The organism is Nocardia brasiliensis (assembly GCF_042691675.1).
Lineage (GTDB): Bacteria > Actinomycetota > Actinomycetes > Mycobacteriales > Mycobacteriaceae > Nocardia > Nocardia brasiliensis_D.
This window is the reverse complement of sequence record NZ_CP170507.1, coordinates 6,581,858-6,595,969: the sequence shown is the minus strand read 5'-3', so window position 1 is coordinate 6,595,969 and position 14,112 is coordinate 6,581,858. Positions and strand designations below refer to the sequence as shown.

The following is a 14,112-nucleotide window of genomic DNA, read 5'->3' as shown; positions in this document are numbered from 1 at the left end:
TGCCTCAACCAGTCAGCGACAACCCCACACGAGGGATGGACGTTCATGCGCAAATCGAGGTTCCCCGTGGTGCTGTCCGGGGTGCTGGTCGCTGCTTCGGTGGTCGCGGCCGCCCTGCTGTACGACGCGCACGGTACCGAGGACGCGGACGCCGCCGCACCGGATATCGGCTCGGCCCGCGGCTTCGATCCCGCATTCACCGCCCGCATCGCACAGGCCGAGGCGTACGCGAAGAGTCGCCCCGGGTTCACCGGAATAGTGGTGCGCGACCGCCGGACCGGTGCGGTGTGGCGCAATCCCGATGCGGCGACACCGATCTGGGCGTGTTCCACCCCGAAGCTGGCGATGGCGGTCGACCTACTGCTGCGTGATGACTCGGATGCGATCGCGCTGACCACCGAGGATCGCGAGCTGATGCACCGGATGCTGCATTCCAGCGACAACGACGCGGCGACGACCCTGTGGGACCGCTACGGCGGTGAACAGACCTTCGCGCCGCGATTCCGACTATTCGGCATGGCAGGCCTCAGATTCGCCGATCAGCATCCGGATTCCTGGGGTTGGATCTTGGCGACCGCGAACGATCTCGAGCAACTGATGCACTTCGTACTCGAGCAGTTGCCCGCGCGGCACCGGAACTACCTCGTCGGCGAACTGCGCTCGGTCGACGGTGGGGAGTCGTTCGAAACCAACCAGCGATGGGGTGTCTGGGGCGCGGGCGCGCAGGCGACCCCGGGCAACAAGAACGGTTGGTCCAACGACAACGACGATGGGTCCTGGCTGGTGAACTCCGTGGGATTCGTCGGCCCGCGTGAGCAATTCACCGTTGCCATCATGAACAACACCCAGCGGGTCGAGGATGGCTACGAGGTCGGCAAGGAGACCGTCACCAAGGTCAGCGAGATCCTGTTCAAGGACTACTTCGACGGGCGGTAGGGCGGTGCGACGCCCCAACCCCAGTGCGGCATAGGCGCTTCCAGCGGGGGCTCGGCATCGGGCTGTGAATTCGCGTGGGCCAGCCGGGTGCCCCACTCGATGTAGGAGGCGAACGCGGCGCGGAATTCCGGGTCGTCGGGCAGCCCGACCTCGTCGGCGGCATCCATCAGCAGGTTCACCCACCGGCGGCGTTGCGGCTCGGTGATCGCCTTGCCGAGATGCTGGCGGACCATGTGTGAGTAGCCGCCACGTTGCGTGCTGTAACTGTCCGGCCCGCCGAAAACCTCGGCCAGCCACATCGCGACGTACTTCGGGTGACCCGAATCCATGCCACGGAACAGCGGTCCGACCAGATCGTCCCGCAGGACTTCGCGATAGAACACCTCGGTCAGTGCCTCGAATGCCGCGGTGCCGCCGGCCCATTCGTACAGGCTCGGCACCGCGTCGACGGTCACCTCGGTCCCGCTGGTTGCCTCCGTCATCGCCGACTCCGATCCCGAACTTCCGCTGCCATCCGCTGGCGAACGTCAGCTTAACGGGCACCGCCGCCCGGAGTCGATCTTGATACGAATGCTGCTCAGTTCCACTGAGATTGGGTTCTGGCCCGAATAGCAGGCCCGGTGTTCGCCATCGCCTCGAGCTCATCGAGGAACTTCTCGACGGCGTCCGACTTGATCTGTGGCGAGTGCACCTGATCGCGCACATTATCAGCGGTGTGCGTCATCACCGAGGCGGCGAAGTCGGTCTTGAGGTCGCGGATCAGCTGCCTGCGCATCAGCTCGATCTGGTCGCGGCCTTGCTTACGGACCCGTTCGACCTCGGCGGCCGCGGTTTCCCGCATCTTGACGACGATCTGCTCGGCGTCGGCGTGCGCGTCTTCGATGAGCTGGGCGAGTTCGGCTTTCGCCTCCGCCATGCCGTGCTCGTACACCTCCTTGGCCTTGTTCAGCCGGGCCGCCGCCGCCTCGTTCTCCTCGATCTGCTTCTGGATTTCGCCCTGCGCCTTGGCCATCATTCGTTTGACCGGCGGCACAACCCATTTGACGATGACCCAGATGATGACCACGAAGCCGAACAGCTGGCTGATGAAGACCGGCCATTCGAAATGGATGTCGTAAAGGCCTTCGGCGAGGATGTCGCTGTTAGGAGTCATGACGACGCCCGTCCTGTCTGCTGGCCTCGGCTTGTTCCGGCTCGTCGATCGTCGACGCCGACCACGCGGTTGGCCAGCGACTTGGCGAGCGGCTCGACTGTCTCGCGCAATTCCGCCGCGACCTGATCCGCCTGTGCGCGCAATTGGGCCTCGGCCTCCGCGACGATGGCGTTGGCTTCCTGCTGTGCCTCGCCGCGCATCTGCTCGAGAATTTCCCGTCCCTCGGCCCGCGCTTTACTGCGGATCGCGGCCGCCTCCGACCGCACCTTCTCCAATGCCGCTTTATGCTTGGCTTCGGCCTCAGCGAACAATTGGCGAGCTTCTTTGGTCTTCACCAGCGTCTCGTCGGCACGCGCTTCGCGTTCCGCCAAAACCTTGCGAATCGGCGGAACGACGAAGAACCACATGACTCCGAGCACGATCAGGAAGATCAGCAGCTCGACGAAGAAGGTGCCGTTGGGGATGAGGAAGTTCCCCTCGGCAACTACGTCCGTTCTCGGAGACATACCCGGATTACTTGCCGGGAGTCGCGAATACGAACAGGGCCATGAAGGCTAGATTGATGAAGTACGCCGCCTCGACCAGACCGACGGTCAGGAAGAAGATGCCGCGCAACCGACCCTCGGCCTCCGGCTGACGGGTAACACCATTGATCAGCGCCGCGCCTGCCAGGCCATCACCGATGCCTGCGCCGATGGCACCGCCGGCCATGATGATGCCGCCGCCGATGAGGGCGCCCTGGATGATGGACGCGGTGGTTGGGTCTGCCATTTTCTACTTCCTATTCTCGGATGTGGGCTCGATCGGCGCTCGCCGATCAGTGTTTTTCGTGCTCCAGCGACATCGACTGACTGAAGTACAGGACTGTCAGCAGCGAGAAGATGAATGCCTGAATGGCGCCGACGAACAAGTCGAACAGCTTCCAGACGGCATTGGGGCCCCAGCTGATCCAGAAGGGGAACAGCGTGATCACCGAGAGCATCACGCCGCCGGCGAACATGTTTCCGAACAATCGCAGGGACAGCGAAAGCGGCTTGGCGACCTCTTCGATGATGTTGATGAACACCATCGGTCCCCAGCCCGTGTGCCCCTTCAGCATCTGCTTCACATGACCGAACGGGCCGCGCCGCGCGACACCCGCGGCCTGGTAGGTGATGAACACGAACAGCGCGAGTGCGTAGACGAAGTTGACGTCCGCCGCAGGTGGCGCGAGCAACTCACCGTCACCGACTTGCACCGGCAGTACGGACAGCCAATTCGACAGCAGGATATAGACGAACAGGGTGACCGCGAGCGGCAGTGCGAACGGCGCGACCTTCATGCCGATGGCGCTTTCCACCTGATTGCGCATCTGGACCGTCACGGCTTCGAAGAACAGCTGCACGCCGTTCGGGACCCCGGAGGTGATCTTGAGGCGCAGGTAGAAGGCCAGCCCGAGGACGATCGCCGCGGCGACCGACGTCGAGACGATCGTGTCGACGTTGAAGTCCATTCCCCAGAGGTGGGCGACCGCGTGGTGGCCGACCCTGATCTTCGGTTCCTCGGCGGGCGTCTCCTGGGCGAGCAGCGTGAGGTCGGTGGCCGACTGGGCGAGAGAAATGTCTGGAATCGTCATGGCGTCTGGCGAAGCCCTTTCAATTCAGGCAGGACGGTGTTGAAGACCAGGGCGACTTGAAAGAGGGCCAAGCCGAAGAAGATGCCGACGCCATTGGGCCGCGCCAGGAAAGCGATCAGGATGGCGACGGCGGTTATGCCGAGCAGGCGCAGCGCGGAGGATCCGATCAAACGCTGCTTGCTCGGTGCTTCGGAACTGGCAATTCGGGTGATGGCCCACAACGTGAGTTGGGCATTCAGCCAGCCGACCGCGAGTCCGGCACAGATGAACGTGCCGAGCAGCAGTCGATCGATCAGGCCGGTTATGGCCAAGGCCAGCACACCTAGAGCGATCGCGGCAATGGCCGCACGCCGTATCTGGAGCCTATTTACATCCACACAGACACCGCCCTCGCCCATCCCCCACCTCATGATGGGGGTCGTGATGAATCGATAGCATACACATGCGAACCTCCCTGCGTGGCAAGGTTTTTGATCTTTGTAGAGAAGATCTTGATAAAGGCTCCAGGCAGCACCTGGTTACCGTAACCGCGCGTTCTCAGCGTGCGTCTCACATGAGTTCGACGCCATTTATACAGCCCCGCAGAACGTTTCTCCAAATGGGCTGACGTGGGCGGAGTCCGGCGTCCACCGAATTGTCTCGTGCACGATCGATGAAGCGGGCGACCCCGTGACCAGGGTAGTGCCAGGCGTTGGTAAATCAATGGCAACACAACGGCATTCACCGACAAGGTTTTCGATGACGCGTCACCGCGCCGTACGGTTTGTTCCTATTGCTCTATTTTGCCCGATTTGTCCTATTTTTGGCTGCTGATTACTTGCTGGGCGTGATTGTTCGGTCTGCCGACAAGTTCCGCTCGGGCAGGTGCACCAAGATCAGGCCCACGGCGGCGATCAGGAAGTTCTGTAGTGCGGCCGATGACGCGTTCACCTCTTCGTTCGCCCACATCCGGAACCATTCGCCGCCGATCGTCAGGAATCCGCCGAGAAACAGCAAGATCACCATGGTCCAACCGAGGCTGGACAGTTTGGCCGCCACGCCTGGACCGACACGGAATCGGCGTGGGCGTCCGGTCAATTCACGAAACCACGCCGTCGCGGCGGCCAACAGCACGAAGGCGATCAGGAATTCCCAGATCACGATAAGGATGTAGGCGACAAGCGCGACGTTGTCGCTGGTGATCGCCCGCCAATCGGTACCCGAGTGGTGGATCGTGGCCCGCATCGACAGCACGGCAGCCACTCCCTGCCGATTGGTCACGGTGTCGGTGCAATTGGTGAACGCGACGAACAGGTAGTAGAAGCCGGTGATCGTCGCCAACGCCGCGACCGCCATCTCACGGCTGCCCACGACGTCCAGAATTCTCGTACCGCTGAGTCTCATTTGCCCTGCCTCGGGTCGACTGTCGACGAGTAGTGCGGGTAGGCCCCAGATTTCGCGCGGCGGCATCCGCCGACGCCGGTCGACAAGATCGACAAACTGGGAACCGGCCCTATTTTAGGGGCCGCTCCGCTGTGACTGTTCCCAGACCTGACCGCGACGCGTGACGGGCCGCATAGCTCCTGATTCTGTGGGCATCCGCAGTTAAAGAGAATTCGAGTTACAGAGAGTTGTTTCGCGATGAGGGCTGAGTTCGCGGTTGTAGCACAGGGTTCGGAAGGCGGCGGCGCCGCGTTGGATCAGGTCATCGTGTTGACCGGTTCGGCGATGTTGGTCGCGGCGGGCGTGTTCTGGGTGGGCTACTTACATCGATCTCGCCGGATCACCTGGCTGAAGACCGCGGCCGATCGACTCGGCCAGTTCGGCAACCGCCCGGGCTGGGTCGCGCTGCCGATCGCGGTGTTCATCACGACCATCCTCACCGCGCTGCTCGGCTTCATCTGGGATGTGAGCCTGCACATCGGCAATGGCCGTGACGAAGGACCATTGGCCAATCCGGCGCACTACTTCATCATGATCGGCTTGTTCTTCCTGTTCATCGCGGGAATGCTGGCCGTCATCCTGCCGCTCGACGAAAAGCCGGGCCCGGCCGCCATTCGCATCACCCGTAACTGGTACGCCCCGGTCGGCGGGGTGCTCATGGCCGCGGTCGGTTTGTACGCCCTCATCGGCTTTCCGCTCGACGACATCTGGCACCGACTGTTCGGCCAAGACGTCACCCTGTGGGGCCCAACCCATCTCATGCTGATCGGCGGCGCCGGGCTGTCACTGGTCGCGGTGCTGCTGCTGGAATTCGAAGGGCGTCTGGACCGTCCCGATCCGGACCGCGCCGACGGACCCTTCCTGTGGCTCGGCCGGGTATTCGCCTTCGGCGGCTTGTTGATCGGAATGTCGGTGTACGAGGTCGAATTCGACTTCGGCGTGCAGCAGTTCCGGCTCGTCTTCCAGCCGATGCTGATAGTCGTCGCGAGCACGCTCGCCCTGGTGGCATGCCGATACACCCTCGGCCGGGGGAGCACAGTGGTGGCGGTGGTGTTCGCGTTCCTGGTGCGCGGTGTGGTGGCGGTGCTGGTCGGCCCGGTGATCGGCGCACCGAACAACGTGTTCCCGCTCTACCTCGGTGTCGCGGTGATCGTGGAACTGATGGCCTTGCTTCCGTTGATCCGCAGCAAGCCGGTGTGGTGGGGTGCGCTGACCGGATTGGTCGCCGCCACCATCGGGCTGTGGCTCGAATCACGCTGGGTGGAAGGCGTTTTCGTCAACCGGTGGCCGTCGAGCATGTGGCCCGAACTGCTCGCGATGGCGGTGCCGGTCGGCATCGCGGGCGGTGCCCTCGGTGCGCTGCTGGGCATGGTCCTGCGCGGCGAGCAGCTGCCCCGGCCCTCGGTGCGGCGTGGCGTGGTCGTCGCCGCGGTCTTGGTCGCCGCGGCGGCCACCGCGAACGGCCTGCGCGTCGAGGTTCCCGAGAATGCCTCCGCGACAATCCGATTGCAGGACGCCGCGCCCGTGAACGGTGGCCGGATGGTGACCGCCGATATCACGCTGACACCGGCCGATGTGGTGGGCGACGATCCGGAGTGGGTGCAGCTGCTCAGCTGGCAGGGCGGTATCGGTGCCGACAGTCCCGGTCGCGGCCTGGTGGTCGATCAGCTGCGGCGCGTCGAACCGGGTCACTACGTCAGCACGAAACCGGTTCCGGCACACGGTGACTGGAAGACCGTGCTCCGGGTGCACGACGGCTACGTGCTGGCCGGGTTGCCGGTCTATCTGCCGGACGATCCCGGCATCGGCGCCGCGGGGGTTCCGGCGTCGAACGAGTTCACCCGGCCATTCGTCGCCGAAATCACCGTGCTGCAGCGGGAACGGTCGTTCGATCACCCGTCCTGGCTGTTCGCCGCGGCCTCGCTGATCGTCCTGATCTGTTCCCTGGTGGTCATCGGGTCGCTGTCCTGGGGCGCCGCTCGAATCGACCTCGCCTACCGCAGCGACATCCGCTCGGAACGGATGGCACAGGCGGTCCGCCGGTGAGGTACGAGGACGGCGTGGATGTCCTCGCCGGTCACTCGGCGCTGCTGGCGATCCCCGCCTTTGTGCCCGCGTTCGCGGTGGTGGGTGTCGTCCTGGCCATCGCCATGCGGGACCGGCGAGCCGAACGCCGTGAGGCCGAAGCGGCGGCGAAGGAAGGCGCAGACCCTGATCTTGCGGGCCGGAAGGAGAATTGATGTTCCGCGCAGGCCCAACCAGCGCACTCGCGGCGATCGTGGCCGCGGTAGGGACCGCGTGTTCGCCGATGTCCGACTCACCGGCCGATCGAACAGCGGTCGACCTCCCGGCCGAGGTGCGCATCACGGTCCGCATCACGGGCGGGTCGGTCACGCCGACGAACACCAGAACCGAGGCCAGGCTCAACCAGCCGATCATCATCACAGTCGACAGCGACGCCGCCGACGAACTGCATGTCCACTCGGACCCGAGCCACACTTTCGCGGTCGAACCCCGGGCCGGGCAGGAGTTCCGCTTCGCCGTCACTGTGCCCGGCCGGGTCGACGTGGAACTCCATCACGCCGGTAAGACGGTGACCACCCTGCTGATCCGCCCGTGACCCGGTCGCTGGCGCATGGCCTCAACGGCTCGGCCGATCTGCCGATTCCGTTGACCTACGCCTTGGTCGGCGCGGCGTGGGCGTTGACGTTCTCGTTCGCGGTGCTGCTGGTGGCGTGGCGTCGGCCGCGGCTGGAGCGGGACGCACCGGGTCTGCTGTTGCCGTCCGCCGTGCGTGCGGTGATCGATTCCCGGGCGGTCCGAATGGTGATCGCGGTGGTCAGCGTCGCCGCCGCGGCAGTGATCGGGTTGGTGGCGGTGCTGGGTTCCGCGTCGCCGCAACGCAATCCGGTCCCGGGAGTGCTCTATATATACATCTGGGTCGGGGTGATGCTCGCGTCGCTGGTCTTCGGCCCGGTCTGGAAACTCGTCTCGCCGGTGCGGGCGCTGCACCGGTTCGGCTGCTTCGTACTGCGCCGCAACCCCGAAGATGGCCTCCGCCAGTACCCCTCGTCCTGGGGTTGCCGACCCGCGGTGCTCGGGTTGTCCGCCTTTGTCTGGCTCGAATTGGCGTCCCCGAATCCCGGTTCCGTCGCGGCCGTCGGCTGGTGGCTGCTCGGCTATGTCGTGATCACCCTCGCGGGTCTGGTGCTGTTCGGCACGGCCTGGGCCGAGCACGCCGATCCCTTCGAGGTGTACAGCAGTCTGCTGGCGCGGCTCAGCCCGTTCGGGCGTAGGCGCCCGTCGGGTGCGCTGGTGCTGCGGGCGCCGCTGCACAATCTGGCGGGGACGCCGGTGCTGCCCGGATCGGTGGCGCTGGCGGCGACCCTGCTCGGTTCCACCGCCTTCGACAGTCTCTCCGCGCTGCCCGGCTGGCGGAACTTCGTCGACTCGCTCGGTGGCGGTTCGGTTTTCGCCGCGACGCTGGTCCGCACCATCGGCCTGCTCACGGTCATCTCGATCGTCGGCACCGTCTTCACGGTCGCCGCACGTGCGACCGGCGGGCTCACCCGCGACGAACGCGCCAGGCTGCCCGGACTACTGGCGCACAGCATCACACCGATCATCGCCGGATACATCGTCGCGCATTATTTGACCTTCCTCGTCGAAAAAGGACAGGCCACGTTGCTGCTGTTCGCTGATCCGTTCCAGCGCGGCTGGAATATCGGCGGATTCGCGCACTACCAGGTGAACTACGTGCTGTCCGACCATCCAACGGTGCTCGCCACCACGAAGGTGCTCGCCGTGCTGACCGGCCATATCCTCGGTGTCGCGGCCGCGCACGATCGCTGCCTGCGGCTGCTGCCCCCCGAGCATCGCGCCACCGGCCAGCTCGCGCTCATGCTGACCATGGTCGGCTACACCTTCACCGGTTTGTACCTGCTGTTCGGCGGGTGATCAACCAGGGACGTAGGGCTCCCCGTCGGCTCTCGGCGGACGTACTTGGCCGACCACGCCCGCCACCGCGACCACCGTCAGCAGGTACGGCGTCATCTGCAGCACCTCGGTCGGGATCGGTGTCGCGAGCACTTGCAGCTGGCCCTGCAATGCCTTGGTGAAGCCGAAAAACAGTGCGGCACAGGTCGCGCCGAGCGGATGCCAGCGTCCCATGATCACCGCGGCCAACGCGATGAACCCGTTGCCCGCGGTCATCGCCTTGGAGAAGCCGCCGGTCGAGCCGATCGTGAAATAGGCTCCGCCGAGCCCGACTATCGCTCCGGCCACCAGCACGGCCTGGTATCGGACGCGTAGTACGTTGATCCCGACGGTGGCGGCGGCGCGCGGGTGTTCGCCCACCGCTCGTACCCGCAGCCCCCACCGCGTCCGATACAGCACCAGGGTCAGCACCGCGACCAACACGACCATGGCGTAGACCAGGGCCGTTTGATGGAACACCGTCGGTCCGATGATCGGAATCGAGGACAGCACCGGAATCGCGATCGGCTGCAACGTGCCCGGGCTGTTGAAGCGGGCCGAACCGTCCGACAGGCCGGTGAGCTGATCGAACAGGAAGCCGGTGATACCGGTCGCGAACACCACCAGCAGCACGCCCAGCACGATCTGGTTGACCAGGTACTTGATCGAGAACACCGCGAGCAGCCAGGCGAGGAACACCCCGGCGACCATCGCCGCCACCACCCCGACGAGGAAGCTGCCGCTGACGGTCGCCACAATCGCCGCCGCACAGGCGCCCGCGAGCAACTGGCCTTCGAGTGCGAGATTGATGATGCCCGCGCGTTCGCACAGCACCCCGGCCAGTGCGCCGAGGATCAGCGGCGTCGAGAGGGCAAGCGTGCCTTGGATCTGGTTGGTCAGCGGGAACAGTTTGCCCGAGGCCGCCCAGCAGATGAACGTCACCACGAACGCGATACCGAACAGCGCGAACGCCGCGCCCGCCCACTTTCCGGTGAGACCGCGCCGCAGGTGCTCGACCGCGATCGCCAGGGCGAGGACCGAGAGCACCAGCGCGGCCGGTTTTGCGGGCACCCGCAGGTCGCCGGGCCCGGAACCGTCCGGCGCGGACAGCCGGAAGTCGACATGTCCCGACTTGGTGAACACCGCCAAGACGACCGCCATGACGGCGAGCACGAGCAGCAGGATCCCCAGGCGTAGCCGCCGACGGCGGTGTTCCGGCGATTCCAGGACGGGCCCGGCGGCGTCGATGGTGGCGGTCATCAGTTCCACCCTTTCGCCAGCACGACATCCGCGCGCTCGGCCCGGATTCGGAAGACCGCGCGCACCAGTGCGGGCGCGGCGACCAGCGCGACGATGACGGCTTGCAGCACGGTCACCAGGGTGAGTGGGGTGCCCGTCGCCGCCTGCATCTCGTTGCCGCCGGAGTTCAGCGCACCGAAAAGCAGTGCCGCGAACACGGTTCCCACCGGACTGCCGCGGCCGAGCAGTGCGACGGTGATGCCGTCGAAGCCGAATGTTCCCGCGATGCCATCGGTCAGCGGCAGATCGGTGCCGAGCACCTGTTGGGCGCCCGCCAATCCGGCGAGGCCACCGGCGATCAGCATGGCCAGCACATAGGCCCGGCCGATATCCATGCCCGCGGTGCGCGCGGCATCCGGATTGGCGCCGACGGCGCGCAAGCGGAAGCCGAGCGTCGAGCGCGCCAGCAACCACCACACGAGCACCGCCGCCAGCACCGCGATCAGCAATCCGAGATGCAGCCGGGTACCGCCGAATTGGGGGAGTTGAGCACTCTGGTCGACCACCGGGCTGATCGGCTCGTTGCGACCGGGACGCTGCAGTGCCGAGGTGGTGAGCAGCCAGGTGAGCCCGTACAACGCGACATAGTTGAACATGATCGTGGTGATGACCTCGTGCGCGCCGGTGCGCGCCTTCAGCAGTCCGATGATCCCGCCCCACAGCGCACCGCCCGCGACCCCGGCGAGCAGCGCGACCAGCACGTGCACCACCGGCGGCAGGTGCACCGCGAAACCGACCCAGCCCGCGCACAGTGCGCCCGCGATCAGCTGGCCCTGCCCGCCGATATTGAACAATCCGGTCCGGAAGGCCAGCGTCACCGCGAGCCCGGTGCAGATCAACGGCGTTGCGGCAACCAGGGTTTCGGCGATCTGCTGGCGTCCGCCGAACGCGCCGAGGAACAAGGCCCGGTAAGTGTCGCCGACGGCGTCGCCCGCCGCCGACAAAGTGTCCATCGGACGGGCGAAGAAATACCCGAACGCCGACGTCACGTCTGGTGTACTGACGATGATCAGCAGCGCGCCCACGACGAGCGCCAGCAGCACCGCGAGCGCGCTGACCGCCAGTTCGCGCACCCAGGCCCGGTCCTTCATCGATCCCTCCCCGGCAGCGCGCCGGCCATCATCAACCCCAGCTGATCGCGCGGGGTGTCGGGGCCGACGATGTCGACGATGCGCCCGCGGTACATGACGATGATCCGATCGGACAACGCGTAGATCTCGTCGAGTTCAGTGGAGACGATGAGCACCGCCGTGCCCTGATCACGTTCGCGGACAATGCGTTTGTGCACGAACTCGATGGAACCGACGTCGAGCCCTCGGGTGGGCTGACCGGCGATCAGCACCTCGAGCGGTCGCGACATCTCCCGGGCCAGCACCACCTTTTGCTGGTTGCCGCCCGATAGCGCGCTCATCGACTCGTTGGCGGACCGGGTACGGATATCGAACTCCTCGATCCGTTTGGCGGCATTGCGTTTCACCGCGGTCAACGACAGCATGCCGTGCCGGGAGAACTCGGGTAGGTCGATCAGATCCAGGACGAGATTCTCCGCGACGCTGAACGTGCCGATGAACCCGTCGTGCGAACGATCCTCGGGCACATAGCCCATGCCCGCTTCCAGATGTTGCCGCGGCGTCCGGCCGACCACTTCCCAACCGCCCACCGTGACCTGGCCACGCACCGGTGTCCGCAGGCCCAGCAGCGCACTGACCAGCTCCGACTGGCCATTGCCCACCACCCCGGCGATGCCGACTATTTCGCCGCCGTCGACGCGAAACGACACGTCGTCGACGACCACGGTGCCCGCGACGTCCACGACGGTCAGGTCGGTGACCACGAGGGTGGGGCCCGCCGGCTTCGCCGGGGTCTTGGCGACCACGAGTTCGACGGAGCGCCCGACCATCAGTTCCGCGAGATCGCTTTCCGCGGTGGTCGGTTCGACGGTGTCGATCACCGCGCCGCGCCGGATCACGGTGATCCGGTCGGCGATCCGGGTGACCTCCTTGAGCTTGTGCGAGATGAAGATGATCGAGGTTCCGCTGGCCGCGATCCCCCGCAGCACCTCGATGAGCTCATGGATTTCCTGCGGGGTGAGCACGGCCGTCGGCTCGTCCAGGATCAGCACCTCGACATCGTTGGCCAGCGCTTTGAGAATCTCGACCCGCTGCTGTTCGCCCACCGAGAGGTCGGCGACCAGTGCGTCGGGGTCGACCGGCAGCCCGTAGCGCTGCGATAGTTCGCGCACCTGGCGGCGGGCGGCCTCGCGATCGAGCGCGGCGAAGCCCTTGGTGGGTTCGCGCCCGAGGATGAGATTCTCCGCGACGGTGAACACCGGCACCAGCATGAAATGCTGGTGCACCATGCCGATTCCGGCGGCGATGGCGTCGCGCGGGGACTGGCAGCGGATCGGGGTGTCGTTCAGCAGAATTTCGCCCTCGTCCGGTTGCAACAGCCCGTAGAGCATGTTCATCAGGGTGCTCTTACCGGCACCGTTTTCCCCGAGCAGGCAATGGATTTCACCCGGTTCGACCACCAGATCGATGTGGTCGTTCGCGAGGAAGGTGCCGAATCGTTTGGTGAGACCGCGTAATTCGAGTCGCATCGTCGGCCGCGCTCACTTGACCGCGGGCTGCGCCTTGGACGCGAGGGTGATCTTTCCGCTGGCGATATCCGTTGTCAGCGCGTCGATTTCGCTTTTCAGCTCGGCCGGGATGGTGGCGTCGAACTCGTGATACGGCGCCAGGCTGACGCCCTTGTTCGACAGCGTGCCGACATAGGTCACATTGTCGAACTTCTTGCGGAAGGAGTCGGTCACCGCCTGCTGCACCGCGATGTCCATCGACTTCTGCACGCTGGTCAGCAGCGAAGAACAGTACTCGGCGGCACTGACGCAGCCGTCGGTGTCCACCCAGACCGCGTTGACCTTGCCGCCGGAGGAGTGCACGGCCTCCAGCGCCCCGAGGCCGGCCGGACCGGCCACCGGAAGAATGATGTCGGCGCCCTGGCTGATCAGATCGTTGGCCTTGGTTTTGCCGATGTTCTTGTCCTCGAAGGTATTGGTGATCACGCCCTGCTGGGTCGCCGGATCCCAGCCGAGCAATTGGACCTGCTTGCCCTTGCGCTGGTTGTAGTACGCGACGCCCTCGGCGAAGCCGTCCATGAAGATCGCCACGGTGGGGATGTTGATCCCGCCGAAGGTGCCGACCTTGTTGGTCTTGGTCATCCCCGCGGCCAGGTAGCCGGCCAGGAACGAGGGCTGTGCGGCGTTGAAGATCAGGCCGCGCAGGTTCGGCAGCGGCGGGTTCTTCTGCGTATCGGTGTAGGCATAGTCCACGATGGCGAAATCGACGTCCGGGTTCTCTTTCGCCGCGGCATAGGTCACGTCGCCGAGCTTGAAGCCGACGGTGACGATGATCCCGCACTTCTGCCGGACCATGGTGTTGACGTTGGTCGGATAGTCGTTGTCCGATCGGGACTCCAACTGCGCCTTGCTGATGCCGAGTTCGTCGACGGCGTCGGTGATTCCCTTGTAAGAGGTTTGGTTGAACGACTTGTCGTCGAAACCGCCGGAATCCGACACCATGCACGCTTTGAAGTCCTCGGCCCCCGGCTCGCCGGACTTGCCCTCTTCGGACGGCGGACTACCGCATGCCCCGACGGTCAGCACCATGACACCGGCAGCGGTGAGCGTGCGCAGCCACTTGCCCATACTTGC

16 protein-coding genes are annotated in these 14,112 nt (G+C 65.4%); 5 read left to right on the top strand and 11 right to left on the bottom strand.

Annotation, left to right across the window (positions count from 1 at the left end; translation table 11 throughout):
• Window positions 1-45 precede the first annotated feature (45 nt).
• Window positions 46-936 (top strand): tat pathway signal sequence, encoded by an 891-nt coding sequence (locus tag ACFK0J_RS30380; RefSeq protein WP_378733123.1) that lies wholly within the window; start codon window positions 46-48, stop codon window positions 934-936.
• On the opposite strand, the gene ACFK0J_RS30375 is transcribed toward ACFK0J_RS30380, so the two are convergent.
• From ACFK0J_RS30375 to ACFK0J_RS30345, 7 genes are all read right to left on the bottom strand, one after another.
• Entirely contained in the window at window positions 918-1,418 is a 501-nt protein-coding gene (locus tag ACFK0J_RS30375; RefSeq protein ID WP_378733121.1) for a group II truncated hemoglobin, read from the bottom strand. The two genes, ACFK0J_RS30380 and ACFK0J_RS30375, sit on opposite strands and share 19 nt — an antisense overlap.
• A 95-nt stretch (window positions 1,419-1,513) precedes the next feature.
• Window positions 1,514-2,089 (bottom strand): hypothetical protein, encoded by a 576-nt coding sequence (locus ACFK0J_RS30370; protein WP_378733119.1) that lies wholly within the window; start codon window positions 2,087-2,089, stop codon window positions 1,514-1,516.
• Entirely contained in the window at window positions 2,086-2,595 is a 510-nt protein-coding gene (locus ACFK0J_RS30365; protein ID WP_378733117.1) for a F0F1 ATP synthase subunit B, read from the bottom strand. Before ACFK0J_RS30365 ends, ACFK0J_RS30370 begins: the two co-directional genes overlap by 4 nt.
• A gap of 7 nt (window positions 2,596-2,602) precedes the next feature.
• Window positions 2,603-2,860, bottom strand: a complete 258-nt coding sequence (locus tag ACFK0J_RS30360; RefSeq protein WP_040742384.1) for a F0F1 ATP synthase subunit C — start codon at window positions 2,858-2,860, stop codon at window positions 2,603-2,605.
• 46 nt (window positions 2,861-2,906) lie between these two features.
• Window positions 2,907-3,704 (bottom strand): F0F1 ATP synthase subunit A, encoded by a 798-nt coding sequence (gene atpB, locus ACFK0J_RS30355; RefSeq protein ID WP_378733115.1) that lies wholly within the window; start codon window positions 3,702-3,704, stop codon window positions 2,907-2,909.
• The gene (locus ACFK0J_RS30350; protein WP_218470878.1) at window positions 3,701-4,102 is read right to left on the bottom strand and encodes a hypothetical protein; all 402 of its coding nucleotides are present in this window, start codon (window positions 4,100-4,102) and stop codon (window positions 3,701-3,703) included. The genes atpB and ACFK0J_RS30350 overlap by 4 nt, the downstream gene beginning before the upstream one ends.
• A gap of 415 nt (window positions 4,103-4,517) precedes the next feature.
• A complete protein-coding gene (locus ACFK0J_RS30345) occupies window positions 4,518-5,054 on the bottom strand; it encodes a DUF2165 domain-containing protein (RefSeq protein WP_378733113.1) in 537 nt (178 codons plus the stop codon).
• Between the two features lie 270 nt (window positions 5,055-5,324).
• Between ACFK0J_RS30345 and ACFK0J_RS30340 the strand changes: the two genes are divergently transcribed.
• From ACFK0J_RS30340 to ACFK0J_RS30325, 4 genes are read left to right on the top strand one after another with little or no spacing between them, the layout of a single operon-like run.
• Window positions 5,325-7,172, top strand: coding sequence for a hypothetical protein (locus tag ACFK0J_RS30340; protein ID WP_378733111.1), 1,848 nt, complete (start codon window positions 5,325-5,327; stop codon window positions 7,170-7,172).
• Complete coding sequence (locus ACFK0J_RS30335; RefSeq protein WP_378733109.1) at window positions 7,169-7,366, top strand: hypothetical protein; 198 nt, start codon at window positions 7,169-7,171, stop codon at window positions 7,364-7,366. Before ACFK0J_RS30340 ends, ACFK0J_RS30335 begins: the two co-directional genes overlap by 4 nt.
• Window positions 7,366-7,746, top strand: coding sequence for a hypothetical protein (locus tag ACFK0J_RS30330; RefSeq protein WP_378733107.1), 381 nt, complete (start codon window positions 7,366-7,368; stop codon window positions 7,744-7,746). The genes ACFK0J_RS30335 and ACFK0J_RS30330 overlap by 1 nt, the downstream gene beginning before the upstream one ends.
• On the top strand, window positions 7,743-9,083 hold the full coding sequence (locus tag ACFK0J_RS30325) for a hypothetical protein (protein WP_378733104.1): 1,341 nt from the start codon (window positions 7,743-7,745) through the stop codon (window positions 9,081-9,083). The genes ACFK0J_RS30330 and ACFK0J_RS30325 overlap by 4 nt, the downstream gene beginning before the upstream one ends.
• On the opposite strand, the gene ACFK0J_RS30320 is transcribed toward ACFK0J_RS30325, so the two are convergent.
• From ACFK0J_RS30320 to ACFK0J_RS30305, 4 genes are read right to left on the bottom strand one after another with little or no spacing between them, the layout of a single operon-like run.
• The gene (locus ACFK0J_RS30320) at window positions 9,084-10,361 is read right to left on the bottom strand and encodes an ABC transporter permease (RefSeq protein ID WP_378733102.1); all 1,278 of its coding nucleotides are present in this window, start codon (window positions 10,359-10,361) and stop codon (window positions 9,084-9,086) included.
• On the bottom strand, window positions 10,361-11,491 hold the full coding sequence (locus tag ACFK0J_RS30315) for an ABC transporter permease (RefSeq protein WP_378733099.1): 1,131 nt from the start codon (window positions 11,489-11,491) through the stop codon (window positions 10,361-10,363). The genes ACFK0J_RS30320 and ACFK0J_RS30315 overlap by 1 nt, the downstream gene beginning before the upstream one ends.
• Entirely contained in the window at window positions 11,488-12,999 is a 1,512-nt protein-coding gene (locus ACFK0J_RS30310; RefSeq protein ID WP_378733097.1) for an ABC transporter ATP-binding protein, read from the bottom strand. The genes ACFK0J_RS30315 and ACFK0J_RS30310 overlap by 4 nt, the downstream gene beginning before the upstream one ends.
• Before the next feature lie 12 nt (window positions 13,000-13,011).
• Window positions 13,012-14,106 (bottom strand): BMP family protein, encoded by a 1,095-nt coding sequence (locus tag ACFK0J_RS30305; protein WP_378733095.1) that lies wholly within the window; start codon window positions 14,104-14,106, stop codon window positions 13,012-13,014.
• Window positions 14,107-14,112 lie beyond the last annotated feature (6 nt).

What these genes read in the sequence shown, in the direction of transcription:
- ACFK0J_RS30380 (WP_378733123.1), top strand. Translation starts at nt 46, where the DNA reads ATGCGCAAATCGAGGTTCCCCGTGGTGCTGTCCGGGGTGCTGGTCGCT.
- ACFK0J_RS30375 (WP_378733121.1), bottom strand. Translation starts at nt 1,418, where the DNA reads ATGACGGAGGCAACCAGCGGGACCGAGGTGACCGTCGACGCGGTGCCG.
- ACFK0J_RS30370 (WP_378733119.1), bottom strand. Translation starts at nt 2,089, where the DNA reads ATGACTCCTAACAGCGACATCCTCGCCGAAGGCCTTTACGACATCCAT.
- ACFK0J_RS30365 (WP_378733117.1), bottom strand. Translation starts at nt 2,595, where the DNA reads ATGTCTCCGAGAACGGACGTAGTTGCCGAGGGGAACTTCCTCATCCCC.
- ACFK0J_RS30360 (WP_040742384.1), bottom strand. Translation starts at nt 2,860, where the DNA reads ATGGCAGACCCAACCACCGCGTCCATCATCCAGGGCGCCCTCATCGGC.
- atpB (WP_378733115.1), bottom strand. Translation starts at nt 3,704, where the DNA reads ATGACGATTCCAGACATTTCTCTCGCCCAGTCGGCCACCGACCTCACG.
- ACFK0J_RS30350 (WP_218470878.1), bottom strand. Translation starts at nt 4,102, where the DNA reads ATGGGCGAGGGCGGTGTCTGTGTGGATGTAAATAGGCTCCAGATACGG.
- ACFK0J_RS30340 (WP_378733111.1), top strand. Translation starts at nt 5,325, where the DNA reads ATGAGGGCTGAGTTCGCGGTTGTAGCACAGGGTTCGGAAGGCGGCGGC.
- ACFK0J_RS30330 (WP_378733107.1), top strand. Translation starts at nt 7,366, where the DNA reads ATGTTCCGCGCAGGCCCAACCAGCGCACTCGCGGCGATCGTGGCCGCG.
- ACFK0J_RS30320 (WP_378733102.1), bottom strand. Translation starts at nt 10,361, where the DNA reads ATGACCGCCACCATCGACGCCGCCGGGCCCGTCCTGGAATCGCCGGAA.
- ACFK0J_RS30315 (WP_378733099.1), bottom strand. Translation starts at nt 11,491, where the DNA reads ATGAAGGACCGGGCCTGGGTGCGCGAACTGGCGGTCAGCGCGCTCGCG.
- ACFK0J_RS30310 (WP_378733097.1), bottom strand. Translation starts at nt 12,999, where the DNA reads ATGCGACTCGAATTACGCGGTCTCACCAAACGATTCGGCACCTTCCTC.
- ACFK0J_RS30305 (WP_378733095.1), bottom strand. Translation starts at nt 14,106, where the DNA reads ATGGGCAAGTGGCTGCGCACGCTCACCGCTGCCGGTGTCATGGTGCTG.